The organism is Variovorax paradoxus B4, assembly GCF_000463015.1.
Lineage (GTDB): Bacteria > Pseudomonadota > Gammaproteobacteria > Burkholderiales > Burkholderiaceae_C > Variovorax > Variovorax paradoxus_E.
This window is the reverse complement of the sequence record NC_022247.1, coordinates 2,254,052-2,276,672: the sequence shown is the minus strand read 5'-3', so window position 1 is coordinate 2,276,672 and position 22,621 is coordinate 2,254,052. Positions and strand designations below refer to the sequence as shown.

Annotated in this window: 28 protein-coding genes; 11 read left to right on the top strand and 17 right to left on the bottom strand. The window is 67.8% G+C overall.

Annotated features, from left to right (window positions below; genetic code table 11):
• Positions 1–24: 24 nt before the first annotated feature.
• Genes VAPA_RS10590 through VAPA_RS10570 form a run of 5 tightly spaced genes read right to left on the bottom strand, consistent with a single transcriptional unit; the run spans position 25 to position 4,997 of the window.
• A complete protein-coding gene (locus tag VAPA_RS10590) occupies positions 25–1,029 on the bottom strand; it encodes a tripartite tricarboxylate transporter substrate binding protein BugD (RefSeq protein WP_021006765.1) in 1,005 nt (334 codons plus the stop codon).
• Positions 1,026–1,910 (bottom strand): HpcH/HpaI aldolase/citrate lyase family protein, encoded by an 885-nt coding sequence (locus VAPA_RS10585; protein ID WP_021006764.1) that lies wholly within the window; start codon positions 1,908–1,910, stop codon positions 1,026–1,028. The genes VAPA_RS10590 and VAPA_RS10585 overlap by 4 nt, the downstream gene beginning before the upstream one ends.
• Positions 1,907–3,088 carry a CaiB/BaiF CoA transferase family protein gene (locus VAPA_RS10580; RefSeq protein ID WP_021006763.1) on the bottom strand — a complete coding sequence of 394 codons (1,182 nt, stop codon included), beginning with the start codon at positions 3,086–3,088 and terminating at the stop codon, positions 1,907–1,909. Before VAPA_RS10580 ends, VAPA_RS10585 begins: the two co-directional genes overlap by 4 nt.
• 17 nt (positions 3,089–3,105) lie before the next feature.
• Complete coding sequence (locus tag VAPA_RS10575) at positions 3,106–4,014, bottom strand: HTD2 family dehydratase (protein WP_021006762.1); 909 nt, start codon at positions 4,012–4,014, stop codon at positions 3,106–3,108.
• A gap of 8 nt (positions 4,015–4,022) precedes the next feature.
• The gene (locus VAPA_RS10570) at positions 4,023–4,997 is read right to left on the bottom strand and encodes a tripartite tricarboxylate transporter substrate binding protein (protein WP_021006761.1); all 975 of its coding nucleotides are present in this window, start codon (positions 4,995–4,997) and stop codon (positions 4,023–4,025) included.
• Between the two features lie 107 nt (positions 4,998–5,104).
• Between VAPA_RS10570 and VAPA_RS10565 the strand changes: the two genes are divergently transcribed.
• Complete coding sequence (locus tag VAPA_RS10565) at positions 5,105–6,016, top strand: LysR family transcriptional regulator (RefSeq protein ID WP_021006760.1); 912 nt, start codon at positions 5,105–5,107, stop codon at positions 6,014–6,016.
• 426 nt (positions 6,017–6,442) lie between these two features.
• Here VAPA_RS10565 and VAPA_RS10560 read toward each other — a convergent pair whose 3' ends face one another.
• Both VAPA_RS10560 and phaC read right to left on the bottom strand, forming a co-directional pair.
• Positions 6,443–7,621, bottom strand: coding sequence for an acetyl-CoA C-acetyltransferase (locus VAPA_RS10560; RefSeq protein WP_021006759.1), 1,179 nt, complete (start codon positions 7,619–7,621; stop codon positions 6,443–6,445).
• 51 nt (positions 7,622–7,672) lie between these two features.
• Positions 7,673–9,424: a class I poly(R)-hydroxyalkanoic acid synthase gene (gene phaC / locus VAPA_RS10555; RefSeq protein WP_021006758.1), complete on the bottom strand. Its 1,752-nt coding sequence runs from the start codon at positions 9,422–9,424 to the stop codon at positions 7,673–7,675.
• A 112-nt stretch (positions 9,425–9,536) separates the two neighbouring features.
• Between phaC and VAPA_RS10550 the strand changes: the two genes are divergently transcribed.
• Entirely contained in the window at positions 9,537–9,860 is a 324-nt protein-coding gene (locus VAPA_RS10550) for a hypothetical protein (protein WP_021006757.1), read from the top strand.
• On the opposite strand, the gene pgeF is transcribed toward VAPA_RS10550, so the two are convergent.
• Entirely contained in the window at positions 9,792–10,571 is a 780-nt protein-coding gene (pgeF, locus tag VAPA_RS10545) for a peptidoglycan editing factor PgeF (RefSeq protein ID WP_021006756.1), read from the bottom strand. The genes VAPA_RS10550 and pgeF overlap by 69 nt on opposite strands.
• Positions 10,572–10,585: 14 nt before the next feature.
• Complete coding sequence (gene maiA, locus VAPA_RS10540) at positions 10,586–11,224, bottom strand: maleylacetoacetate isomerase (protein ID WP_021006755.1); 639 nt, start codon at positions 11,222–11,224, stop codon at positions 10,586–10,588.
• Between the two features lie 89 nt (positions 11,225–11,313).
• Between maiA and VAPA_RS10535 the strand changes: the two genes are divergently transcribed.
• The 4 genes from VAPA_RS10535 to VAPA_RS10520 all read left to right on the top strand — a co-directional run bounded on the left by VAPA_RS10535 (position 11,314) and on the right by VAPA_RS10520 (position 13,704).
• Positions 11,314–12,018, top strand: a complete 705-nt coding sequence (locus VAPA_RS10535; protein WP_021006754.1) for a fumarylacetoacetate hydrolase family protein — start codon at positions 11,314–11,316, stop codon at positions 12,016–12,018.
• 19 nt (positions 12,019–12,037) lie between these two features.
• Positions 12,038–12,589: an NUDIX hydrolase gene (locus tag VAPA_RS10530; protein ID WP_021006753.1), complete on the top strand. Its 552-nt coding sequence runs from the start codon at positions 12,038–12,040 to the stop codon at positions 12,587–12,589.
• A gap of 8 nt (positions 12,590–12,597) precedes the next feature.
• Positions 12,598–13,104, top strand: a complete 507-nt coding sequence (locus VAPA_RS10525) for a CreA family protein (protein ID WP_021006752.1) — start codon at positions 12,598–12,600, stop codon at positions 13,102–13,104.
• Positions 13,105–13,200: 96 nt separating this feature from the next.
• The gene (locus tag VAPA_RS10520) at positions 13,201–13,704 is read left to right on the top strand and encodes a murein hydrolase activator EnvC family protein (protein ID WP_021006751.1); all 504 of its coding nucleotides are present in this window, start codon (positions 13,201–13,203) and stop codon (positions 13,702–13,704) included.
• 29 nt (positions 13,705–13,733) lie between these two features.
• Here VAPA_RS10520 and VAPA_RS10515 read toward each other — a convergent pair whose 3' ends face one another.
• The 5 genes from VAPA_RS10515 to VAPA_RS10495 form a co-directional block, all read right to left on the bottom strand.
• Positions 13,734–15,389, bottom strand: a complete 1,656-nt coding sequence (locus VAPA_RS10515) for a phospholipase D family protein (protein ID WP_021006750.1) — start codon at positions 15,387–15,389, stop codon at positions 13,734–13,736.
• A 151-nt stretch (positions 15,390–15,540) separates the two neighbouring features.
• Positions 15,541–16,035, bottom strand: a complete 495-nt coding sequence (locus tag VAPA_RS10510; RefSeq protein ID WP_021006749.1) for a hemerythrin domain-containing protein — start codon at positions 16,033–16,035, stop codon at positions 15,541–15,543.
• Positions 16,036–16,162: 127 nt separating this feature from the next.
• Positions 16,163–16,648, bottom strand: a complete 486-nt coding sequence (locus VAPA_RS10505) for a hypothetical protein (protein ID WP_041946405.1) — start codon at positions 16,646–16,648, stop codon at positions 16,163–16,165.
• A gap of 21 nt (positions 16,649–16,669) precedes the next feature.
• Complete coding sequence (locus tag VAPA_RS10500; RefSeq protein WP_021006747.1) at positions 16,670–17,449, bottom strand: alpha/beta hydrolase family protein; 780 nt, start codon at positions 17,447–17,449, stop codon at positions 16,670–16,672.
• Positions 17,430–18,602 carry a DUF3182 family protein gene (locus VAPA_RS10495; protein WP_021006746.1) on the bottom strand — a complete coding sequence of 391 codons (1,173 nt, stop codon included), beginning with the start codon at positions 18,600–18,602 and terminating at the stop codon, positions 17,430–17,432. The genes VAPA_RS10500 and VAPA_RS10495 overlap by 20 nt, the downstream gene beginning before the upstream one ends.
• 383 nt (positions 18,603–18,985) lie before the next feature.
• Between VAPA_RS10495 and VAPA_RS10490 the strand changes: the two genes are divergently transcribed.
• The gene (locus VAPA_RS10490) at positions 18,986–19,189 is read left to right on the top strand and encodes a hypothetical protein (protein WP_021006745.1); all 204 of its coding nucleotides are present in this window, start codon (positions 18,986–18,988) and stop codon (positions 19,187–19,189) included.
• Positions 19,190–19,294: 105 nt separating this feature from the next.
• Complete coding sequence (locus VAPA_RS10485) at positions 19,295–19,897, top strand: cysteine hydrolase family protein (RefSeq protein ID WP_041946404.1); 603 nt, start codon at positions 19,295–19,297, stop codon at positions 19,895–19,897.
• Positions 19,898–19,916: 19 nt separating this feature from the next.
• Here the strand turns inward: VAPA_RS10485 and VAPA_RS10480 are convergent, their stop codons facing one another.
• Together VAPA_RS10480 and VAPA_RS10475 are read right to left on the bottom strand one after the other, a co-directional pair.
• Positions 19,917–20,390 (bottom strand): CBS domain-containing protein, encoded by a 474-nt coding sequence (locus VAPA_RS10480; protein WP_021006743.1) that lies wholly within the window; start codon positions 20,388–20,390, stop codon positions 19,917–19,919.
• 20 nt (positions 20,391–20,410) lie between these two features.
• The gene (locus tag VAPA_RS10475; protein ID WP_021006742.1) at positions 20,411–20,725 is read right to left on the bottom strand and encodes a hypothetical protein; all 315 of its coding nucleotides are present in this window, start codon (positions 20,723–20,725) and stop codon (positions 20,411–20,413) included.
• A 239-nt stretch (positions 20,726–20,964) separates the two neighbouring features.
• On the opposite strand from VAPA_RS10475, the gene VAPA_RS10470 reads away from it, so the two are divergent.
• Both VAPA_RS10470 and VAPA_RS35115 read left to right on the top strand, forming a co-directional pair.
• On the top strand, positions 20,965–21,369 hold the full coding sequence (locus VAPA_RS10470; protein ID WP_021006741.1) for a hypothetical protein: 405 nt from the start codon (positions 20,965–20,967) through the stop codon (positions 21,367–21,369).
• The gene (locus VAPA_RS35115; RefSeq protein ID WP_230558990.1) at positions 21,341–21,439 is read left to right on the top strand and encodes a YetF domain-containing protein; all 99 of its coding nucleotides are present in this window, start codon (positions 21,341–21,343) and stop codon (positions 21,437–21,439) included. The genes VAPA_RS10470 and VAPA_RS35115 overlap by 29 nt, the downstream gene beginning before the upstream one ends.
• A 53-nt stretch (positions 21,440–21,492) precedes the next feature.
• Here the strand turns inward: VAPA_RS35115 and VAPA_RS10465 are convergent, their stop codons facing one another.
• Positions 21,493–21,924: a hypothetical protein gene (locus VAPA_RS10465; protein ID WP_021006740.1), complete on the bottom strand. Its 432-nt coding sequence runs from the start codon at positions 21,922–21,924 to the stop codon at positions 21,493–21,495.
• A 255-nt stretch (positions 21,925–22,179) separates the two neighbouring features.
• On the opposite strand from VAPA_RS10465, the gene VAPA_RS10460 reads away from it, so the two are divergent.
• Positions 22,180–22,611, top strand: coding sequence for a hypothetical protein (locus tag VAPA_RS10460; protein ID WP_021006739.1), 432 nt, complete (start codon positions 22,180–22,182; stop codon positions 22,609–22,611).
• Positions 22,612–22,621: the final 10 nt, after the last annotated feature.

Below are 22,621 nucleotides of genomic sequence, written 5' to 3'. Positions count from 1 at the left end.
CGGATCGAGGATCGCCCACCCGTACTAATCCGCCTGCACCCCTGCCGCCCGGATCACCTTCCCCCATTTCTCGGTCTCGGCCGCCAGGTGGGTGCGCAGCGCTTCGGGCGTCACCTTGTCCATCGGCACGGCCTCGGTGCTCAGTTCGGCGAAGCGGTGCTTGACCATGTCGTCCTGCAGCGCGGCGCGCAGGGCCGTGTTGAGCTTTTCCATCACGGCCGGCGGCGTGCCCTTGGGTGCGTAGATGCCGTGCCACACCTTCACGTCGAAACCCTTCAGGCTCTGCTCGTCGAGCGTGGGAATGTTCGGCATGCTGGACAGCCGCTTCGGCGTGGTCACGCCGAACACCTTGACGCGGTTGCCGTCCTTGATGACCGGCGCGGTCTGCGTGGTCTGGTCGCACAGGAGGTCGACCTGCCCGCCCATCAGGTCGTTGAGCGCCGGGCCGGCGCCCTTGTAGGGCACGGTGGTGAGCTGCACCCCGATCTGGTGCGCGAAGAGCATGCCGCACAGCTGGGACACCGCGCCGATGCCGGCGTTGGCGAGCGTCACCTTGTCCTTGTTCGTCTTCACGTACGCCAGCAACTCCTGGAAGTTGCTGGCCGGAAAGTCCTTGCGCGAGAGCAGGGTCATGGGCACGTCCATCACCTGGCCCACGTATTCGAAATCCTTCAGCGGGTCGTAGTTGAGCTTCTTGTAGAGCGCGGGCGCGGTGGCCATGCCCATGTGGTGGATCAGGATGGTGTAGCCGTTGGGCGCCGCCTTGGCCACGCGCGCGGGCGCGATCGTGCCGCCGGCGCCCACGGTGTTCTCGACGATCACGGTCTGCCCGAGCGACTTGCCCATGGGGATCGCGAGCATGCGCGCGACCACGTCGGTGGGGCCGCCGGCCGAATACGGCACGACCATGGTGATGGGTTTCTCGGGCCAGGGCGCCTGCGCCGCGGCCGGCGTTTGCGCGGCCAGCAGGCATGCGCCCAGCGATGCGGCCAGCAGGCTGCGTGCTTTCCAGTTCTTCTTCAGATTCACTTGCTTGTCTCCTGGGTTGTTGGATGCCTGTCTTGTTCTGCATCGAGCGCCACCAGGCGTTCGGCCAGGCGAACGACCGGCGCGTCGACCATGCGTCCGTCGAGGCTGACCACGCCGCCGCGGGCGGACCGCACGGCCTCGATCACGCGGCGCGCCCATGCGAGCTCGCCGTCGCTCGGACCGAGCGCGGCCTGCACCGGCGCGACCTGGTCGGGATGGATGCAGAGCTTGGCGCCGAAGCCGCCGCGGCGTGCGCGTGCCGTGTCGGCGGCCAGGCGTTGCGCGTCGCGCCAGTCGGCCGTCACGCCGTCGATGGGCGCAGGCAGGCCGGCGCGGCGCGACGCCAGCAGCAGCGCGAGGCGCACCGGCACCAGTTCGGCCTCGTCCGCATCGCAGGCCAGGCCGACGTCGGCCTGGAAATCGAGATTGCCGAAGGCCAGCCGAAGCACCTGCGCAGCCGCCGCGAGTCCATCGATCGCTGCGAGGCCGGCCGCCGATTCGACGAGCGGCACGAGCACGCCGCGAGGGCCGATGGCTTCGGCCACCCATCGCAGGTCGCCGGCCCGCTCTGCCTTGGGCAGCACCACGCCCGCGGCCAGGCCTTGCGAGACCAGCCCGGCCACGGCCGCGCGGTCGTCCTCGTGCCAGGGCGTGCCTGCGGCATTGATGCGCACCAGCAGGCGCTGCCGGTCGGTGCCGGGCAGCGCGGCGAACGAGGCGGCAAGGCCTTCGCGCGCCGGCGCCTTGCGCTCGGGCGCCACCGCGTCCTCCAGGTCGACGATCACTGCGCCCGCGCCGGTGGCCAGCGCGCGCGCATGGCGCTCGGGCCGGTCGGCCGGCACGAAGAGAAAGGCGCGCGCCAGGGCGAGCTGCGCGCTCACACCGCCCCCGCCTCGCGCAGCGCCGCGATGTCCGCCTCGCCGCGGCCGAGGCTGCGCAGGATGGCGTCGGTGTGCTGGCCCACGGCCGGTATCGCATCCATGCGGTAGTCGAAGGCGCTCTGGCGGCCGGCCGGCAGCAGGGCCGGAATGTCGCCCGCCGGCGAGCCCACCTGCCGCCAGCGCTCGCGCGCCTGCAGCTGCGGATGCGCCCACAGCCCGGCCATGTCGTTCATGCGTGCGTTGGCGATCTGCGCCGCATCGAGGCGCTCGACCACCTGCGCGGTGCCGAGCGCGGCGAAGGTCTCCACGATGATCGCGCGCAGTGCGTCGCGGTTCTCGTTGCGCCGCGCGTTGCTGTCGAAGCGCGCGTCGGTGGCGAGCGCTGCCTGCAGCAGCACCTTCTCGCAGAACACGCGCCATTCGCGCTCGTTCTGCAGGCCCAGCATGACCGTGCCGCCGTCGCCCGCGGGAAACGGCCCGTAGGGATAGATGGTGGCGTGCGAGGCGGCACTGCGCGGCGGCGGCGGCGCGCCGTCGTAGGCGTAGTACATCGGGTAGCCCATCCACTCGGCGAGCGACTCGAGCATCGACACGTCGATGTGCGAGCCCTTGCCGGTCTTGCCACGCTGGAGCAGCGCCGCGAGGATGCCGGTGTAGGCGTACATGCCCGCCGCGATGTCGGCGATGGAATTGCCCGACTTGCACGGATCGTCCGGCGTGCCCGTGACCGACAGGAAACCTGCCTCGCTCTGGATCAGCAGGTCGTAGGCCTTCTTGTCGCGGTACGGGCCGTCGTCGCCATAGCCCGAGATGTCGCAGACGATGAGCCGCGGATGCAATGCCTGCAGCGCCTCGGCGCCCAGGCCCATGCGTGCGGCGGCGCCCGGCGCGAGGTTCTGCACCAGCACGTCGGCATCGGCCACCAGCTCCTGCAGCACCGCGAGCGCGGCGGGTTGCTTGAGGTCGAGCGTGAGGCTTTCCTTGGAGCGGTTCACCCACACGAAGTGCGAGGCCTCGCCGCCCACGCGCGCGTCGTAGGCGCGCGCGAAGTCACCGGCGCCGGGGCGTTCCACCTTGATGACGCGGGCGCCAAGGTCGGCCAGCTGCCGGGTGCAGAACGGCGCGGCAATCGCGTGTTCGAGGGAAACCACGGTGATGCCGTCGAGAGGTCTTGTCATGGGCTTGTCCTCCCTGTTCATGCGAGCACGGCCGTGGCCTGCATCGTGAGCCAGCCATCGGCGTCTTCGCCCCAGAGGCTGAAGGTTTTTCCGTCCGCACTGCCGTCGGCCGGCTTGCCGTGCACGCGGAACGGCGCGATGTCGAAGGTCGGCCGCACGGCGCGGAATTCGAAGCGCGCGAGCTGCGCGCCCGGCACGTTGCGGCGCAGCAGGTCCACGAGCAGCGTCGCGATCAGCGGGCCGTGCACGATCAGGCCCGGATAGCCCTCGACCTGCGTCACGTAGCGGCGGTCGTAGTGGATGCGGTGGCCGTTGAAGGTGAGCGCCGAATAGCGGAACAGCAGCACGTCGTCGGGCGCGATCTCGCGGCTGAAGGCGGCGTCCTTCGGCGCCGGCGTGGGCGGCGGCGCCTTCTCGCCGGGCGCGGCCGCGGCGCGGTAGACGATGTCGTGCTCCTCGGTCAGCGCGAGGTCGCGCTCGTTGCGCACTTCATGGCGCACGAGCACGAACATCAGCTCGCCCGTGCGGCCGACCTTGTGGGTGACCGAGGCGATGGTCGAGGTGCGCTCGACCTTGTCGCCGACCTGCAGCGGGTTGCCCTGCTCCCACGCCAGCCGGCCGCCGGCCCACATGCGGCGCGGCAGCGGCACCGGCGGCAGGAAGCCGCCGCGCCTCGCATGGCCGTCCTCGCCGATCTCGGACTGGCGATGGTGCGGCAGGAAGTAGAGCCAGTGCCAGAGTTCGGGCAGACGCGTGCCGGCAATGGGCAGCGCGTCGTCGCGGTCGAGCGTGGCGGAGAGCGCGCGCACCGGAGCGGCGGTGATGCCGTCGGCCAGCGTTTCGCTGCGGCCTTGCCAGGCCTGGAGCTTCGCGAGCGTGTCGCCGTCGATCGCGCCGAAAGATTTTTCCTGAGGGGGATTGCTCATTGGTTCTTTCAGTCCACTGCAGCGCCGGATGCCTTGACGATGCGTGCCCATTTGGCAAGGTCGTCCTGCAGCAGTCTCGAGAATTGATCGGGCGTGGTGGGCGGCGCGATCTCGACGCCCTGCTGGTCGAGCTTGTCGCGCAGGTCCTTCGCGGCCAGCGCCTTGCGCGTCGCATCCTGCAGCGTGGCCAGCACGTCGGCCGACACACCCGCTGGCGCGAACAGGCCGATCCAGAGCGTGCCGTTGTAGCCCGGCACGACCTCGGCGATGGCGGGTACGTCCGGCAGCACCGGCGAGCGCTTCTCGCCGCTCACGGCCAGCGCGCGCAGCTTGCCGGCCTTGATGTGCGAGAGCGCCGAAGGCAGGCTCGCGAACACGATCGGAAGTTGTCCGCCGAGCACGTCGTTGAGCGCAGGCGCCACGCCCTTGTACGGCACGTGCTGCAGCGAGATGCCCGCCATGCTGTTGAGCATTTCGCCGAGCAGGTGGTTCAGCGTGCCGTTGCCGGCCGAGGCGTACTGGTAGTTGGCACCCTTCTGCCGCGCGAGCTTCAGGAATTCGTTGAAGTCCTTGGCGGGAAACGAGGGATGGACCAGCAGCACGTTGGGCACCGCGCCGATCAGGCCCACGGGCTTGAAGTCCTTCACCGGATCGAAGCCCGGATTCTTGTAGAGCGCCGGATTGATGGCCTGGCTGCTGCTGATGGTCATGAGCAGCGTGTAGCCGTCTTTCGGGCCCTTGGCGACGAGTTGCGTGCCGATGTTGCCGCCCGCACCCGGCCGGTTGTCGACCACGACGCTGGCATTCATCACCTCCCCGATCTTCTGGCCCACGAGGCGGCCCACGATGTCGTTGGTGCCGCCCGCGGCCTGCGGCACGACGAGCGTGACGGGGCGCGAGGGATACGGCTGCGCGGCAGCCGGAACTGCGGTGCCGAGCGCTGCCGCGGCGAGGGAAAGAAGCGCCAGTGCGCGGAATTTCATTGTCTTTGTCTCCATGGCCGCATGGTGTTCCGCCATGGCAGTGCGCGCAATCTGCGATTTCGGAACCCAGCCTTCTGAAATTCCGAAGGCTTGTGTACGATGACGCGATGCTTTTCGACCTGACCGACCTGCGCCTCTTCGTTGCCACGGCCGAGCTCGGCAATCTCACGCGGGCGGCCGAGCGGCAGCATCTGTCGCTTGCGGCGGCCAGTGCGCGCATCAAGGCGCTCGAAACCCAGGCCGGACTGCAGCTGCTGCAGCGGGAGGCACGCGGCGTTCGCCTGCTACCGCCGGGAGAAGCCTTCCTGCACCACGCGCGCCTGGTGCTGCACCAGACCGAGCAGTTGCGTGCCGACCTGCTCGAATACGGCGGCGGGCTGCGCGGCCATCTGCGCGTGTTCGCCAACACCACGGCGGTGACCGATTTCCTGCCCGAAATATTGCCGGGCTTCCTCGCGCGCAACCCGCGCATCAACGTCGACCTTCAGGAAAAACCGAATGCTCAGATCCCGCGCGGCGTGCTCGACGGCCGCGCCGACATCGGCATCGTCGCGGGCCGGGTCGACACGCTGGGCCTGGAAGCCATCCACTTCAGCACCGACCGGCTGGTGCTCGTCACCTCGCGCAAGCACCGCTTTGCGAAGCGCCGCAGGATTTCATTCGCGGAAACGCTGGACGAAGACGCGATCGGCATGCAGCAAGGCAGCACCCTGCAGACCTTTCTCGCGCAGATCACCGACAACCTCGGCAAGCGGCAGAAGCTGCGCATCCAGCTCGGCAGCTTCGACGCCATGTGCCGGATGATCGGCAGCGGCGTGGGCATCGGCGTGGTGCCGGAATCGGCCGCGCGGCGCAACCAGGAAAGCATGCAGCTCGCGCTGATCGATCTCAGCGATGCGTGGTGCGTGCGGGAGCGCTACCTGCTGGTACGCGACCGGGCTGCGCTGCCCATCTACGCGCAGGCGCTGGTCGAGACGCTGTGCCTGCACTACGCCGGGCAGCAGGCTGCCATCGATTGAGCGTCCAAAAACAAGGACTTGCAGGCGAATTGTGAAGAAGTCGATGCCATCCCCAATTTCCGTGGACAACTTTGGGGATAACTGATGTTCTTCCTTGTAAAGGCGATTTAAGTCGTTGTTTTACAAGGGGAATAATCAGTTTGCTCAAATTTTGAGCGGTGAACAAGGTGGCATGCGCCCGCCGGGTCCGGCAGCGAGCTGTTGTGCTCCGATGTCCGAGCGCTGTCGTTCAGGGTGCGTGGTGTATCGCCGATCAACAACTGCTCCGTCCAACGTTCCCGTCGATGGGGTGCCTTGCGCAGCGAAATCAAGGGAGAGGCCGCAGGCCGGGGGACATTCGCTTCGCCGCGTACCCCGTCGGCGGGAGCGCGCCCTGAACGGCCGCGCCCCCCAGAAAGAGAGGTGCGCAACCCGGGCGCGTGAAGCCTATCGCTCGATGGTCAGCGCCACGCCCATGCCGCCGCCGATGCACAGCGAGGCAATGCCCTTCTTCGCGTTCTGGCGCTGCATTTCGTGCAGCAGCGTCACCAGGATGCGGCAGCCCGACGCGCCGATCGGGTGGCCGATGGCAATGGCGCCGCCGTTCACGTTGACCTTGTTCACGTCCCAGCCCATTTCCTTGTTCACGGCGCAGGCCTGCGCCGCAAAGGCTTCGTTGATCTCGAGCAGGTCGAGGTCGGCAGCCTTCCAGCCGGCGCGCTGCAGCGCCTTGGTCGACGCGGGCACCGGGCCCATGCCCATGATGGCCGGGTCGAGGCCGGCAGTGGCGTAGCTGGCGATGCGCCCCAGCGGCTTGAGGCCGAGCGCGGCGGCCTTCTTGGCCGTCATCACCATCACGGCGGCAGCGCCATCGTTCAGGCCCGAGGCATTGCCCGCGGTCACGCCGCCCGCCTTGTCGAAGGCGGGGCGCAGGCCGGCCAGCACGTCGGCGCTGGTCTTGCGGTTGATGAACTCGTCCTGGTTGAAGACGATGGGGTCGCCCTTCTTCTGCGGAATGCTCACGCCGACGATCTCGTCCTTGAACTTGCCGGCATCCTGTGCGGCCGCCGCCTTGGTCTGGCTGCCGAGCGCGAGCTCGTCCTGCGCGGCGCGGTCGATGCCGAACTTCTTGGCCACGTTCTCGGCCGTGATGCCCATGTGGTACTGGTTGTAGACGTCCCACAGGCCGTCGACGATCATGGTGTCGACCAGCTTCCAGTCGCCCATGCGCTGGCCGTTGCGCGAGTTGGGCAGCACGTGCGGCGCCATGCTCATGTTCTCCTGCCCGCCGGCAATGACGATCTCGCTGTCGCCCGTGGCCACGGCCTGTGCCGCGAGCATCACGGCCTTCAGGCCCGAGCCGCAGACGGCGTTGATGGTGAGTGCCGGCGTTTCCTTGGTGCCGCCGCTCTTGAGCCACGCCTGGCGCGCGGGGTTCTGGCCGGCACCTGCCGCCAGCACCTGGCCCATGATCGCCTCGCCGACCTGCTCGGCCGTGAGATTCGCGCGCGCAATCACTTCCTTGATCACGAGGGCGCCCAGTTCGGTGGCAGGGATACCGGCGAGCGAGCCGCCGAACTTGCCGACCGCCGTGCGTGCAGCCGAAACGATGACGATGTCTTCCATGAGGTTCTCCGTTGAAATGATGAAGTGATTTGAAGTCGTGGTTGTGAAGGGTCAGGCTCTTGCCTTGACGTAGCGTCCGGGCGCCGGTTCGATGGCCTTGTAGGCCTTGCCGTTGCCGTAGGTCTTGGGCGCGGGGATCTGCTTGCCCGCATGGCCCTTGAGCCATTGTGCCCAGTCGGTCCACCAGCTGCCGGGGTGCTCGGCCGCGCCGGCCAGCCATTCGGCCTGGGTCTTCGGGAACTTGCCGTCTTCGCGGATCCAGTGGCTGCGCTTTTTCTTGGCCGGCGGATTGATCACGCCCGCGATGTGGCCGGAGGCCCCCATGACGAAGCGCTTCCTGCCCGGCAGCAGCTGCGTGGACGCGTACGCGCCGCCGATGGGCACGATGTGGTCTTCGCGCGAGCCGTAGATGTAGGCCGGGATGTCGATCCTGCCGAGGTCGATCTTCTCGCCGCACACCGTGAGCGCATTGGGCTTTGCGAGCTTGTTCTCGTGGTACGTGTTGCGCAGGTACCAGGTATAGAACGGGCCCGGCAGGTTGGTGGCGTCACTGTTCCAGTAGAGCAGGTCGAAGGGCGGCGGGGTTTCGCCCTTCAGGTAGTTGCCGACCACGTAGTTCCACACCAGGTCGTTGGGGCGCAGGAAGCTGAAGGTCGATGCCAGGTCCATGCCGGGCAGCAGGCCGCCCTTGCCCAGCTGCATTTCGCGGTACGCGACCATCGCCTCGTCCACGAAGATGTCGAGGATGCCGGTGTCGCTGAAGTCGAGAAAGGTGGTGAGCAGCGTGACCGAGGCGGCCGGCTTTTCGCCGCGCGCCGCGAGCACGGCCAGCGCGGTGCTCAGGATGGTGCCGCCCACGCAGAAGCCCAGCGCGTTGATCTGCTTGCTCCCGCTGATCTCCTGCACCAGGTGGATCGCCTTGATGGCGGCGTTCTCGATGTAGTCGTCCCAGGTGGCGTTGGCCAGCGACTCGTCGGGGTTGCGCCAGCTCACCACGAACACGCGGTGGCCCTGCTCGTTCGCATAGCGGATCAGCGAGTTCTCGGGCTGCAGGTCGAGGATGTAGAACTTGTTGATGCACGGCGGCACCAGCAGGAACGGCCGTTCGTAGACCTTGGCCGTGAGCGGCTTGTATTCGAGCAACTGGAAAAACTCGTTCTCGAACACCACGGCGCCCTCCGTGGTGGCGACGTTGCGCCCCACTTCGAAGGCGCTCTCGTCGGTCATGCTGAGGTGGCCCTGCCTGACGTCGTGCAGCAGGTTCTGGATGCCCTTGGCAATGCTCTCGCCCTGCGTGTCGATGGCTTTCTTCTGCGCTTCGGCGTTGAAGGCGAGCGAATTGCTGGGCGACGAGGCCGCCATCCATTGCTCGACCGCAAAGCGCATGCGCGCCTTGGTCTTTTCGTCGGCATCGATGGCCTCGGCCATGCCGAGCAGGGTGCGGCCGTTGAGCAGGTAGACGGCCGCGGAGAAGGCCGCGAGCGGATTGCTGCCCCAGGCTTCGCCCGCAAAGCGCTTGTCGCCTTCGGGCCTGGCGTCCAGGCCGCGGCGCCAGAGCTCGGTGGCTTCGGCCATGTACTGCTGCTGGATGGATTGCAGCTTCTCGGGCGCGATGGATACCTTCGGCAGGTCGGGCATCTTCGCCGCCGGCGGCAATTGCCACAGCGGCGTGCCGCCCCCGTTGAAGGCCGAAGCCCCCTGCACGGCGGATTGCTGGAGCGATTCCAGCGCCTTGGCCCATCCCTCTGAAAGAGCCTGCTGGAAGGGCGCGAACGCATCGGCCCCCGTGGCTTGTTGCTTCATCATGTCTCCTGGTCCTCACCTGAATCGTACGGATGGCTTGCGCATTTTGAGTATCCTGCATTTCGCAAGGCGCCCACAACGCTCCCCGCTCACTTACCGACTGAAACTTCTTGTGTTCATCCACCTGATCGTGATTGGCTGGCTCTACGTCGCCCTGATGATGGCCGTGGCCGAAGCCACCAACACCACCGGCACCGTATTGGGTGCCATCTTCACATTTCTTCTGTACGGATTGGCGCCTGTCGCACTGGTGGTTTACCTGATGGGCACCCCGGGACGGCGCCGCGCGACCAGGCAGCGCGAGGCCCAGGCGCAGGAAGAAGCGCGCCGCGCCGCAAGCGAGGCGGCCACGGCGGCAGGCACGGCTTCAGACCTTCCAGACCAGCGCGGCGAAACGCCCGCTGACGCCGTCCCGCCGGTGCGAAAAGAACCGTGACGGGTTGGCGACGGTGCACCAGCCGTCGCTGCCGTCGTTGCCATGCACCGACTCCACGCCGGCCGCGCGGAGGCGCTGGCGCGCGAGCGCGGGCAGGTCGGCCAGCCACTTGCCGGGTGCCGGCGCGGGCTGGAAGCAGTGCGCGGCTTCGCTCGCATGCGCCTCGAACGCAGCCTTGACCTCGGGCCCGACCTCGAAGGCCCTGGGACCGATGCAGGGGCCGAGCCAGGCCATGACCTTGCTGGCACCGTGCCCAGGCCCGGCCTTCGGCTCGGCCGCGAAGCACCGGGCCGCCGCTTCCAGCACGCCGCCGGCAAGGCCGCGCCAGCCGGCGTGCGCAGCCGCCACCCGCTGGCCCGATTCGTCGGTGAAGAGCACGGGCAGGCAGTCGGCGACCATGATCGTGCAGGCCATGCCGACGGCCGTGGCGGTGCAGGCATCGGCCGGCGTGCCGTGGCCCACGATGCCCGGTTCGGCATCGAGCGCCACGAGGCCGGTGCCGTGCACCTGCTGCAGGAAAATGGGGCGCGCGCCGATCGCCTGCGCCAGGCGGCGGCGGTTCTCGGCGACGTCCGCGGCCAGGTCGCCCACATGGTCGCCCAGGTTGAGGCTTTCGTAGCGGCCCTGCGAAACACCGCCCTCCCGCGTGGTGCACACGGCCCGCACGTTCGGCGGCGCCGGCCACTCTGGAACGAGCCAGTGTGCGTCCATGGTGGCGGGCTCGATCAGGCTTCCGCGTCGGGCGCCTGGGAGGGCTGGGCGCGCTGGAAGGCATCGAGTTCCATGCAGGCCTCGAAAGCGGCCATGGTGCGCGGCAGCCCGCTGAAGTCGCAGTCGAAGCGGCGGCCGTTGAAGATCTGCGGCACCAGGCAGCAGTCGGCCATGGTGGGTGTGTCGCCGTAGCAGAACCTGCCGCCCGGATGCTGGGCGAGCTGGCGCTCGAAGGCCAGCATGCCGTCGCGCACCCAGTGGCGGTACCAGGCGTTCTTGGCCTCGTCGTCGAGCTTGAGTTCCTTCACCAGGTACTTGAGCACGCGCAGGTTGTTCAGCGGGTGGATCTCGCAGGCAATGGATTGCGCCAGCGCGCGCACGTGGGCGCGGCCCACCGGATCGTGCGGCAGCAGCGCCGGCTCGGGGCAGGTTTCGTCCAGGTATTCGATGATGGCCATCGACTGCGAAAGACGCTCGCCCTCGTCCTCGAGCAGCGGCACCAGCATGTCGGCCGAAATGGCCGAATACGGCCCCGTGCGATGCTCGCCGCGGGCAATATGCACCGGGATGTATTCGAACTCCAGGCCCTTCAGGTTGAGCGCAATGCGCACGCGGAACGACGCAGAGGATCGGAAGTAGTTGTACAGCTTCATCATTCCCCAAGCATAGCGCTCACCGGCAACGCGGGCCTGCCTCTGGCACACTGCCGTTTTTCTCCGTTCCGCTGAAAAGGACTGACGCAATGGCTTCCGCCGAGTTTGTTTTCACCCCGCCCGCGACCGTTTCGATCCCCGTGGTCGGCCAGCCGGCCCGTTTTCCGGTGCACCGCATCTACTGCGTGGGCCGCAACTATGAAGATCACGCCAAGGAAATGGGCTTCACCGGCCGCGAGCCGCCCTTCTTCTTCATGAAGCCGGCCGACGCGCTGGTGGTGGTCGATGCGGGCCAGACCGGCACCATGGCCTACCCCACGCTCACGAAGAACCTGCACCACGAGATCGAGCTCGTGGTGGCGATCGGCACCGGCGGCAAGAACATTTCGGCGGCCGATGCGCACAAGCACATCTACGGCTACGCGGTCGGCCTCGACATGACGCGGCGCGACCTGCAGAACGACATGAAGAAGCAGGGCCGCCCCTGGGACATCGGCAAGGGCTTCGAGCAGAGCGCGCCCATCGGCCCCATCGTGCCGGTGGCAGCGGCCGGCGACGCCGAGAACGCCGAGATCTCGCTGCAGGTGAACGGCACCGACCGCCAGCGCAGCACCGTGAGCAAGCTGATCTGGAACGTGGCCGAAACCATCGAACACCTGTCGGCCGCGTGGGAGCTTCAGCCCGGCGACCTGATCTACAGCGGCACGCCCGAAGGCGTGGCGGCGGTGGTGGCGGGCGACACGCTGGTGGGTGAAGTGGCGGGCCTGCCGAAGCTCACTGTCAAGATCGCGTGACGCCGGCTCTCCACGCTCCATGATCCTGCGCGTACCCATCAAGCACTGCAAGAACTGCGGCACCGCAGTGGTCTACCGCGTCCCCGACGACGGCGACACCAAGGAGCGCGCCGTCTGCCCGGCCTGCAGCACCATCCACTACGAGAACCCGCTGAACGTGGTGGGCACCATCCCCGTGCTCGGCGACAAGGTGCTGCTGTGCAAGCGCAACATCGAGCCGCGCTGGGGCAAGTGGACGCTGCCCGCGGGCTTCATGGAGCTGGGCGAAACCGCCGCCCAGGGCGCGGCCCGCGAGACCGACGAAGAGGCCGGCGCCCACTACGAGATACAGGGCCTGTTCGCGGTGATCAGCGTGGTGCGCGTGGGCCAGGTGCACCTGTTCTACCGCGCCCGCCTGCTCGACGACCGCTTCGACCCCGGCCACGAGACCATCGAGGCCCGGCTTTTCACCGAGGAAGAAATTCCCTGGGAAGAGATCGCCTTTCGCACCGTGCGCGAGGCGCTGGAACATTTCTTCGAAGACCGGCGGCGCGGCAGCTTCGACCGCGTGCACGAACTCAGCATCGTTTGAAACAATACATGACAAAGGCACGCCGCGCCCCCGCCCTGCTCCGCTGCGCCTTCGCATCCGGCCTGGCGCTGGTGGGCCTGGCGCTGGCCTCGGCCGCGCACGCGGAAACGGTGGGCGACGTCGACACCGTGTTCAAGCTCATCGGCCCCGACCACAAGATCGTGGTCGAGGCCTACGACGACCCCAAGGTGAGCGGCGTGACCTGCTACGTCTCGCGTGCCAAGACGGGCGGGCTGGCCGGCGCCTTCGGCGTTGCGGAAGACAAGTCCGAAGCCTCCATTGCCTGCCGCCAGGTCGGGCCGGTCAGCATCACGCAGCCCCTGCCCAAGCGGGAAGAGGTCTACAGCGAGCGGCTGTCGATCCTGTTCAAGCGGCTGCGCGTGGTGCGCATGGTCGACGCCAGGCGCAACACGCTGGTCTATCTCACGTACTCCGACCTGCTGATCGAAGGTTCGCCGAAGAACAGCGTGACGGCGGTGCCCATCGACCGCGGCACGCCGATTCCGCTCAAGTAGATCCGGGCTCGGCCGAGTTTGCTAGCATGGACGAGGTGGCTCGCCCGGCGCGCCGACCGAAGGAACCCTCCGCAACGAATTCGTTCCAACAGAGCCATGCACCTCCAGACTTTTGCCTTTCGCACCGGCGCCGCGCTTCTCGTGGCCGCCGGCCTTGCCGCCTGCACCACGCCACAGCCGCCCGCGCGGCCCGGCGTGACCATTCCGCCGCCCGTCCAGCAACCCCAGGCCATGTTCATCCGGCCCGCCGCCGGCAGCACCATTGCCCGCTTCGACGGCGTGCGCAACAAGGGGCTCGACATTGCCGGCAACCTGGGCGACCCCATCGTGGCCTCGGCCGACGGCCGCGTGGTGTACGTGGGCGGCGAGTTGCGCAGCTACGGCAACATGGTCATCGTCAAGCACAACGAGACCTTCCTGACCGCGTACGCCCATGCGCAGACCATCCTCGTGAAGGAAAACGCGGTGGTCCGGCAAGGCCAGAAGATCGCCGAAATGGGCAAGAGCGAGACCGACCGCGTGAAGCTGCATTTCGAGATTCGCAAGAACGGCGCCGCCGTCGATCCGGAGCCCTATCTGAGCGGCCGCCTGCAGCAGTAGCGCTTGCATCGGCCGCCGACGCACGCGTCCTACAAAAGGCTCTCGGGCACCAGCGGCGCAAAAAGCTCCAGCTTCCAGCGCGACCAGAAATCCGTTTCCGGCTCCACGTGCAGGATGGTGTCGGCGCCGTCGCCCGCGGCCGGGCTCACCCATTCGATGCCGCCGCTCGGACCCAGCTGCAGCTGGTACGCGCCGTCGAGCCGGATGAAACCGATCAGACTGGTGAGTTGCTGGGCAATCTGCGGGCTGAAGATGAATATGCCGATCTCGGTGTTGTGCAGCATCGAGCGCGGATCGAAATTCATCGAGCCGATGAAGACCATGCTGCGGTCGACCACCGCCGACTTTCCGTGCAGCCGGCCGCTGGCCGAACCGTAGATGCCGAAACGCTTCGTCTGCTCGACGCGCTTGGGGCTCAGCTCGTAGAGCTCCACACCGAGGCCGAGCATCTCGGGCCGGTAGCGGCGATAGCCAATGTGCACCAGCGATTCGTCCGTGGCGGCCAATGAATTGGTGACGATGGTGTAGCTCACGCCCCGTTGCCGCACGAGGCGGATCGTCTCCATGCCGCCGCGACCCGGAATCAGGTAGGGCGTGGTCTGCAGGATCTCCTGCTGGGCGCCGCGCAGGTAGCGCCGCACGTTGTAGAGCACGCTGTCGGTCGACTCGTCAGCCGGCAGTCCGCGGGCCTCGTCCGTGGGACCCAGTGCCTTGGCGGGCGCGTCGGCATAGGCTTCGGCGCGCGCCCAGACGAGCGACAGCGCGCCCTCGCCCAGATCCTTGGCGAGCGCGTTGTTGCCCAGCAGGTCGGTGGAATCCAGCGGCTCGGGATGCAGCGTGTCCGGCCCGGTGGTCAATTGCTCGAAGCGTTCGCGCAGCTGCTGCGGCGTGGCCCCGCCATCGGAGACCAGCGACTCGATCGGATAGACGTACGGGCTGTTCCAGTACATGTCGAACAGCGATGAAAGCCGCGGCACGACCGTGCCGGCCACCAGCGTGTCGATGTCGATGAAGTTCGAGCCGCCATCGCGCAGGAAGTATTCGTTGGCGATGTTGCGCCCGCCCATGACCGCCATCGTGTTGTCCACCACGAACAGCTTGTTGTGCATGCGGCGGTGCACCCGGTCGAAGTCGAGCAGCGACGCTGCCCAGCGCGTGCCCAGGAAATCGCGGCCGGCCGGGAACGGATTGAAGAACCGCACCTCGACATTCGGATGCGCCGCGAAGCCCGCGAACAGCGGATCGGCGCCCGCGGTGTAGAGGTCGTCCACCAGCAGGCGCACGCGCACGCCGCGGTCGGCCGCGTCGCGCAGCGTGCGCAGCAGGTAGCGGCCGGTTTCGTCGTTCTGCACCAGGTAGTACTGCACATCGATCGAGCGCTGGGCGCGGCGCGCGAGTTCGACGCGCGCATGCAGCGAATACTGCGGCATCGGCAGCAGCCGGAAACCGCTCAGCCCCTGCCCCGGCGGTGAAGCCGCCGCCACCAGGCGGCCCAGCATGGTGGCGGCGCCGTCGGCAATGGCCACCGAAGGCTTGCGCTCCACCCCGGCCGGCAGCCCCGCGCAGCCGCCCATGAACAGCAGGGCCAGGCCGAGCAGCAGCAGCCAGGACGCGCGCCCCGGGCGGAAGCCGGGGGCGGTCGGGATGACGGGATGTCGTGGATTGAAGGAGAAGTCTTCGGCCATCGGTGCGATGCAATGCGCAACGTGCGCAGGGTGGCCGGTTTCTACCATGGCCCCGGGCGGAAGACATCTCCATCATCGGCAAAGGCAGGCTGGCGACGAAAGCCTCGATGGTGGACTCAAGCTGGAAGCACGTGTCGCGGGCCGTGTGCAGTCAGGCCGCTGCGGTGAGCTCTTCCATCAGCTCTTCCTTGCGCGCGGCGAGCTGCTCGCGCATGGCCACCAGGTCGAGCCCGCTGGCGGCGCGTGCCTTGACGAAGATCTCGTTGCGCTCTTCCTTCACGTGGTGGTCGATGTATTCGCCCAGCACGATGACCTTGGCATCGAACTTGTCGTCCACCTCGGTGGCAGCTTCGATCTGCGCGATCAATTCCTTGGCGCTGGCGTGCTCGACTTCGGCTTCGTCGAGAAGATCGGTTTCGCTGATCGCCTCGCGCAGGGCCGGGTAGAAGATCTCTTCCTCGATCTGCGCATGAACGGTCAGCTCGGTGCAGATCTGGTTGGCGAGTTCGCGCTTCTTCTGCTGCGCATCGGCAGCACGCGAATGGGTCAGTTCCTCGTACGCCTTGAACATTTTCTTGACGTTGCGGTGATCCGAATCGAGAAGGCTGCATGCATCGGGCGCTGCGCGCTTGGTGGAGTTGGGCATCGTGGGCTCCGGTCTGGTTGAGGAAAGCCGAACGATGAAAGGGCCGCCGGCGCCGCGACGTAGGAAAGCTCCTTGAGTGCGCGTAGCAAGGCGCACTACTCGTGCGTCGCCGCCCTCCCTGTTCGCGCTAGCCGCCCCGGCCGCGCCCACGCTGGGCCAGCAGGCATCCGGCCGCCAGCCCCACCGCAAACAGACCATAGACGACGCCCAGGGAGCGCTTCGAAAGATGGTGCTCGAAGCCTGGCATGAGCCGGCGCGGGATGATCGTGTAGTCCACCGCGCAGGCCAGTGCGGTTGCGGCACCGGCACTGGCGAGCGCTGCGGGAACCGACTGCGCGGGATGCCGGCTGGCGTGCAGCCAGGCATAGATCAGCGCCCAGAATATGGCGCTCGCATGGTGCGTGGCGTAGCCCAGCCCGGTGTGCTTCAGCGTGGGCCGGCGCGCCTCGAAGGCCTGGTCTCCCCACAGCCAGTGGCTGGTGGCGTTGGTCGGCGCCGCCATGCTGCCGGTCTCGCGGCGGCCGCACAGCATCAGCGCGGCGGTGGAGGCAATGCTTGCGAGGGTTCCTGCAATCAGGCCGGTTCGCAGCGTGGACAGTTGTCTTTCGGTCATGGTCTTCATAGGGGAACCTGTCTATGCGGGACTCGCGGAGACGGGCCGCGTCATGGTGCCGGTCGCCCGGGCGCCCAGCGTCATTTCCGTCATCCAGGAGACGAGGAGTTGCCCATAGGCCTGGCGGTGCGCCTGCTTCGACAGGGCATGGTCGGCGCCCGAGATGACGCGGTAGGTCGCGGAGCGCACGCGCTTGAATGCGCCCAGGTAGTTCTCGATGACCGGGTGCGGCACGATCTGGTCGTGCTCCGATTCCACGATCAGCACGTCGCCCGTGAAGGCCTCGCAGGCTGCGAGCGCCCGGTTGTCGCGCGGGCCGACGAGGGTGCGGCGGTAGGCCACGAGATCGGGCCTGCTCAGCTGGCCCTTGGGCGCGAGCCACTCGCGGTCGCGGTAGAGCGCCGGAGCCCGCAGCGCGAGCCAGCGCACCGGCCGCATCGTGCTGACCAGCGCCGCCAGGTAGCCGCCGTAGCTGCTGCCGACGATGGCGACGGCCTGCGGGTCGACGGTCGGGTGGCTGATGAGCGTGTCGTAGGCCGCGAGCACGTCGCGCAGGTTGTCCTCGCGCGTGACCTCCTGGCGCAGCGAGGCATGGCGCGCGTGGCCGCGCAGGTCGAAGGTGAGGCAGACGCAGCCGAGCGCGGCAATCTCGTGCGCGCGCGCGATGTACTGCTCCTGGCTGCCATCCCAGCCGTGGACCAGGAGAACGCCGGGCACCATCGTGGAGGCGGCGACCAGCGTTCCGGCAATGTGCTGGCCGTCTACGGATATGTCTATGAAGTTATGTCGTGTCGCTGTCATATGGCTGGAACAATGCGTATTTGGCGAGGGGCCCGACCTGCGAGTCGACGCCTCGGTAGTGCACCGTCGCATCGGCCGGGATCGGCACCGCAGCACCATACGCTTCGAAGCAGGAGATGCGCACGCGCTCGAGCACCGGGTCGCGCCAGAAGCATTCGAGCGCGACCATTTCGGCCCCGGTGGCGCCGCCGACGCGCCACGACTGCTCGAGCACGCCCGATCGCCAGGCGCCGTCCGCGCCCAGGCCCTGCGCCACGTCGTAGTTCACGCGGGAGGCAAAGAAACCCGGGTAGCAGTCGATCACCGCATGGTGGTAGCGCCGCGCCTGGTCGATGGCCAGGCAAAGCGCCGGGCCGGGGCTGGTCATGTCAAGCAGCGCATCGAAGTTGCCGCGCACGAGCGTCAGGTCGGAGCCGCCGTAGACGTTCTGTCCGGCGTTGTCGCGCGTCATCCGCTGGCGGCCGAAGTAGCTCACGATCATCTGGTCGACCAGCACCTGCCCGACGCTGTAGGTTTCCGGGCTGGCGAGGTTCTCTTCCAGCACCACGCCATGCAGCGCGATCTCGCTCTCGTCCATGGCGGCAAGGCAGCGGTCCAGGGCATCGGCGTCGGCGGCCACGGCCTGGCCCCGCCCGCCGGTGGCGCACACCGGCTTGACGCGCACCACGCCGCTTTCCAGCAGGTGGCGCCCGGCCCATCGCGCGTCTTCGATCGAGAACGCGGAAAAGCCGTCGAGCACCGCATCCGACACGGCGGGGGCAAAGGCCGGCTCCCATCCCTCGGGGCAGACGGCCGCCCTGCCCACCAGCGGATGCGTGATGGCCTTGGTGGCGACGAAGGGGTATGGAACCACGCCGCCGAACAGGTCGTGCAAGGTCGAGATGCCGAGCGAGCGCGCGAGCTGCGCGCTGGCGATGGTGTCGCTCGGCACGAAGTACAGCGGCGCGTTCTCGTGCGCGCGCGAGGCGTCGTATTCGCCCGCAAAGCGGAACTGCTTCAGCGCCGCGAGCCGCTGCGCGAAATTGCTGCGCGTGGCCCGCTCGTGATCGCTGCAATAGGCCTGCGGATCGGCGCTCCAGACCACGACGCCGCCGCCGGTGCTCTTGAGGACCGTGTCCACGAGGGCGACTCCCGAGCTGAAAAGGGTGTCCATGGCATGTGCCCCGGTCTTAGCGGTGCTCCTCCAGGCCGAAGCCCGAGGAGGCGCCGGCGGCGGGGGCTATGGCGAAGGACCGGGTAAGAGCGGAAGTGTTCATCGGGAGAGCTCCTTGTGAACGGTTGGGCGGGTGCACGGGGGCGATCCGTGCATGTCGATGAGGCCGGCTCCTACAGAAGGCCTCCCCGCACGGGCCTAGCTTCCTCTTCCTTCGCGGCCTTCGCAGCAGGCGTCGTCCTCGCGCCGATGGTCGGACATGTTTCGGCCCGGCGGGGCGGGATAACGCGCGTCGTTGTGAAAGAGGCCTCCTACGCGGGCCCCGCCAAATCATCCCTCCTCCCGCGGGCGCATACTCTGTTGCGTCACAACCGAGGACGAACATGCCCGCTCCGCCGTCTTCCCGGGAGTCCCGCGCGCTCGCCAAGCTGGCATGGGAGGCGGCCTGGGAACGGCTGGGCAATGCGCTGCAGCCGCCGGCCGGCTATCCGCCGGCAACGCCGGAGCAACTGGCCGAATGCTTCGAGGTCGCGCAGGCACGGCTCGACCAGATGCGCGCGGCATACGGCGTGCCGGAAGACCGGTGAGCGGCAGTCCCGGCCAGTCCTGACCAACGCGCGTGGCGGCGACTTTCGCCGCCACGCGCGGCTTTCCTACGGCTGCGGCGGTGGCCATTGGGAATGGTGGGCGCCATGGCGTCTTCCCGTTCCGAGCCTCCAGCCCTCGCACCGGCTCCCGCCGCCGGCCACACCGCCCTGCTGATCATCGACATGATCAGCTGCTGGGATTTTCCCGACGCCGAAAAGCTGCTGCCCGGCGCGCACGCCATTGCCGGGCGCATCGCGGCACTGAAGGCGCGCTGCACGCGCGCAGGCGTGCCCGCCATCTACGTCAACGACAACCGCGGACGCTGGCGCTCGGACTTTCCCAGGCTGGTGGAACTGTCGCTGGCCTCGGGAGGCGCCGGTGCCGAGATCACCTCGGCGCTCCTGCCCGAAGAGACGGACTACTTCGTGCTCAAGCCCAAGCAATCCGCCTTCTTCGCAACGCCGCTCGAACTGCTGCTCGCGTACCTGAAGGCCAGGCGGCTGATCGTGACCGGCGTGGCAAGCGACCAGTGCATCTGGGCCAGCGTGGCCGACGCGGGCATGCGCGACCTGCAGGCCATCGTTCCCCGCGACTGCGTCGCTTCGCAGACGAGCACACGCAACCAGCGCTTCCTGCGCCAGGCGGAAGAAGCGCTGCGGATCTCCACCACGCCCGGGTCGCGCATTCGCCTGCCCGCGAGGCACTGAGGCCTGGGCGCCCTCGGACCTACGAGGAACCTCCGCCGCTGGGCCCGCTTGCCGCGGACTGCCCCGAGCGGTCGGGCTCGGCCGGCTGGGAAATGATGTTGAGCGTGTCGCCCGCCTTGCCGATGTCGCCCTTCGCGGCAGTGTCGCCCAGCGACAGCATGCCCACCCGCCTGCGGCCGCGGTCCACCACCGGCATGCGCCGCAGCTGGTAGCCGGCCATCTCGTCCATCACGGTTTCGACGTTGTCGCTCTCGCTGCACCACTTGACGTCCTTCGACATCACCTCGGACAGTGAAGTGTCCAGCGGGCGCGTCTGCGCCACCACGCGAAGCACGATGTCGCGGTCGGTGACCATGCCGAGCAGCCGCTGGCCATCGCACACGGGAATGGCGCCGATGTCCAGTTCGTCCATGGCCTGGGCGGCCAGTGCCACCGTGTCGGTCGGCGAAAGGGTCCGCACGCCGCGTGTCATCAGTTCGGATACGCGTGTCATTGCATGTTTCCTCGGGTGGTTCAACCGCTGCGCCGCTCGGCGTTGCGCTCGCGGGTGGCGGCGGCCTTTTTGGCAGATGCCGAGCGCTCGGCGGCCGTGCGGGACGCTGCCGCGGCGCCGCCCTTGTGGCCGCCGATGCGCGACGGCGCATGGTTCTCGGCCTTGCCGCGGCCGCTGCCGCTCTTCTTGCCGCCGCCGGTCTCGGCGTTGACGGTGGCCCAGGCGCGCCTTTCGGCTTCGCCCTTGCCCACGCCGCGATGCTCGTAGCCTTCCTCGATGCGCTCGACCTTGCGTTTCTGCTTGTCCGTGTAGGACGACTTGTCACCTCTTGGCATTGATTTCTCCTGAAGGGTGAAGAAGCTCTTCATGCTGCGCGCTACCTCCGCGCCGCGGGTCGGAGGACACAGGCCCTGTGCGTGGGAGCAGTCTGGCGGCGGCACAATCCGGCAAGGCCGCGCGAGGCCACTGTGGGATTGCACCGACGGTGCCTGGGGCCGATTGCACGACAGCCGCAGGCGCGTGGTGCGCGGAATATCGCGCTGCAGGTGGCCGCCCTTGCCGCCGAAGGGCACACATGAACCTGTCCGACTTGTTCTCCCCCGACCAGCCGCTGCTGGAGATGGTGATCCGCGGCAGCGCGATCTACTGGTTCCTCCTGGTCATCTTCCGTTTCGTCCTGCGGCGCGACATCGGCTCGATGAGCATGGCCGACCTGCTGTTCATCGTGCTGGTGGCCGATGCGTCGAGCAGCGCGATGCAGGGCGAATACAAATCCATTGCCAATGGCGTGGCCCTGCTGGGCACGCTGATCGCCTGGAACTACCTGCTCGACGTGCTCGCCTACCGCTACGACTTGGTGGCGCGGCTTCTGGAGCCGCCGCCCGAGCCGCTGGTACGGCAAGCTGGTCGCACGCACGCTCAGGAAAGAACGCATCACCGTCGACGAGCTGATGGGGAAGCTGCGCGAGGAAGGCATTGACGATCTCGGCGTGGTCCGCGTCGCCCGGCTCGAGAGCGACGGCAAGGTGAGCGTCATCCGCAACGAATGAACAGCCGCCGGCAGCGCCTGGCCTGCGCGCATGCCAGGTGAGTCTCTTCTCTCCTACTGTCCGGTCTTGATGCCTGCCCTGGCCTTCGATTCTTCCTCGCTGGCGCGCGACAGGCATGCGGCCTTGTCGCCGCCCTGGCGCTCGTTGCACGTCTCCCTGGCAACGTCGTAGCTCGCTGACACCCTCGCTTCGGCGAGCCTGCGGGCATTGGCGTCGCTGGGACTGCGCTGATGGTCGAGCTCGGCCAGCGCGACCTTCTGCCGCCCCTGGGCCTCCTTGATGCAGACCGCCCTGGCAAGCTCGACCTGCAGCTCGCACTGGCCCAGCGCGGCCTTCAGGTTGGCGCCGATCCGTTCCCGGGCAGCACCGTATTCGACGAGGGCCGGATCGATCTCGGCCGGATGCGGCGGCGAGGTTTGCGCACCCGCTGGAACCACAGCCGCCCACAACAGCGCGATGGCGAACAACGCGTGAAGCTTTTGCATGGCGATCTCCTGTAAGCCCGCGTCGAGGCAGTGTGCGCGTGGCATCTGCCGCGCCGGTAGGACGCGCGCCCAAGCCGGCCGGGGGCACCGCCGACGCACTGCCCCAGCATGCCCGCGCCCATGGGAAGCGTCAGCATGTGCTTACGACCGCTTCGCAAGGCGTCCTACCGATGCGCCGCCGCCGACTTCTATATTGATTTCGGACGCCGGATCCTCCCCCTGCAAGAAAAACCACCGGCGTCAAGGAGCTCAACCATGAAGAAACTGTTATTGATGTGTGCTGCGGCCTCCTGCCTGGCCGTCGTTCAGGTGCATGCGCAAGTGAACACGCCCCCTGCGGCAGCGGTCGATCCGGCCATGGCCGAATACAAGGCCGCACGCGACAAGATCTCGGCCGACTACAAGGCCGACAAGGCGGCCTGCGATGCCATGAAGGACAACGCCAAGGACGTCTGCAAGGAAGAAGCCAAGGGCAAGGAAAAGATTGCCAAGGCCGAACTCGATCAGAAGCAGAAGCCCAGCGACAGCAATGCCCGCAAGGTCGCGGAAGCCAAGGTGGAAGTCGCCTATGCGATCGCCAAGGAAAAGTGCGACGACCAGAAGGGCGAGGCCAAGAGCGCTTGCGTGAAGGAAGCCAAGGCCACGGAAGCAAAGGGCAAGGCCGACATCAAGGCAATGAAGAAGTAATGGCAGGCAG

Excerpts from the sequence above, each read along its gene's own strand:
- VAPA_RS10580 (WP_021006763.1), bottom strand. The coding sequence starts at position 3,088 with ATGACAAGACCTCTCGACGGCATCACCGTGGTTTCCCTCGAACACGCG.
- VAPA_RS10575 (WP_021006762.1), bottom strand. The coding sequence starts at position 4,014 with ATGAGCAATCCCCCTCAGGAAAAATCTTTCGGCGCGATCGACGGCGAC.
- VAPA_RS10570 (WP_021006761.1), bottom strand. The coding sequence starts at position 4,997 with ATGAAATTCCGCGCACTGGCGCTTCTTTCCCTCGCCGCGGCAGCGCTC.
- VAPA_RS10565 (WP_021006760.1), top strand. The coding sequence starts at position 5,105 with ATGCTTTTCGACCTGACCGACCTGCGCCTCTTCGTTGCCACGGCCGAG.
- VAPA_RS10560 (WP_021006759.1), bottom strand. The coding sequence starts at position 7,621 with ATGGAAGACATCGTCATCGTTTCGGCTGCACGCACGGCGGTCGGCAAG.
- phaC (WP_021006758.1), bottom strand. The coding sequence starts at position 9,424 with ATGAAGCAACAAGCCACGGGGGCCGATGCGTTCGCGCCCTTCCAGCAG.
- pgeF (WP_021006756.1), bottom strand. The coding sequence starts at position 10,571 with ATGGACGCACACTGGCTCGTTCCAGAGTGGCCGGCGCCGCCGAACGTG.
- maiA (WP_021006755.1), bottom strand. The coding sequence starts at position 11,224 with ATGAAGCTGTACAACTACTTCCGATCCTCTGCGTCGTTCCGCGTGCGC.
- VAPA_RS10535 (WP_021006754.1), top strand. The coding sequence starts at position 11,314 with ATGGCTTCCGCCGAGTTTGTTTTCACCCCGCCCGCGACCGTTTCGATC.
- VAPA_RS10530 (WP_021006753.1), top strand. The coding sequence starts at position 12,038 with ATGATCCTGCGCGTACCCATCAAGCACTGCAAGAACTGCGGCACCGCA.
- VAPA_RS10525 (WP_021006752.1), top strand. The coding sequence starts at position 12,598 with ATGACAAAGGCACGCCGCGCCCCCGCCCTGCTCCGCTGCGCCTTCGCA.
- VAPA_RS10520 (WP_021006751.1), top strand. The coding sequence starts at position 13,201 with ATGCACCTCCAGACTTTTGCCTTTCGCACCGGCGCCGCGCTTCTCGTG.
- VAPA_RS10515 (WP_021006750.1), bottom strand. The coding sequence starts at position 15,389 with ATGGCCGAAGACTTCTCCTTCAATCCACGACATCCCGTCATCCCGACC.
- VAPA_RS10510 (WP_021006749.1), bottom strand. The coding sequence starts at position 16,035 with ATGCCCAACTCCACCAAGCGCGCAGCGCCCGATGCATGCAGCCTTCTC.
- VAPA_RS10505 (WP_041946405.1), bottom strand. The coding sequence starts at position 16,648 with ATGACCGAAAGACAACTGTCCACGCTGCGAACCGGCCTGATTGCAGGA.
- VAPA_RS10500 (WP_021006747.1), bottom strand. The coding sequence starts at position 17,449 with ATGACAGCGACACGACATAACTTCATAGACATATCCGTAGACGGCCAG.
- VAPA_RS10495 (WP_021006746.1), bottom strand. The coding sequence starts at position 18,602 with ATGGACACCCTTTTCAGCTCGGGAGTCGCCCTCGTGGACACGGTCCTC.
- VAPA_RS10490 (WP_021006745.1), top strand. The coding sequence starts at position 18,986 with ATGCCCGCTCCGCCGTCTTCCCGGGAGTCCCGCGCGCTCGCCAAGCTG.
- VAPA_RS10485 (WP_041946404.1), top strand. The coding sequence starts at position 19,295 with ATGGCGTCTTCCCGTTCCGAGCCTCCAGCCCTCGCACCGGCTCCCGCC.
- VAPA_RS10480 (WP_021006743.1), bottom strand. The coding sequence starts at position 20,390 with ATGACACGCGTATCCGAACTGATGACACGCGGCGTGCGGACCCTTTCG.
- VAPA_RS10475 (WP_021006742.1), bottom strand. The coding sequence starts at position 20,725 with ATGCCAAGAGGTGACAAGTCGTCCTACACGGACAAGCAGAAACGCAAG.
- VAPA_RS10470 (WP_021006741.1), top strand. The coding sequence starts at position 20,965 with ATGAACCTGTCCGACTTGTTCTCCCCCGACCAGCCGCTGCTGGAGATG.
- VAPA_RS35115 (WP_230558990.1), top strand. The coding sequence starts at position 21,341 with ATGGGGAAGCTGCGCGAGGAAGGCATTGACGATCTCGGCGTGGTCCGC.
- VAPA_RS10465 (WP_021006740.1), bottom strand. The coding sequence starts at position 21,924 with ATGCAAAAGCTTCACGCGTTGTTCGCCATCGCGCTGTTGTGGGCGGCT.
- VAPA_RS10460 (WP_021006739.1), top strand. The coding sequence starts at position 22,180 with ATGAAGAAACTGTTATTGATGTGTGCTGCGGCCTCCTGCCTGGCCGTC.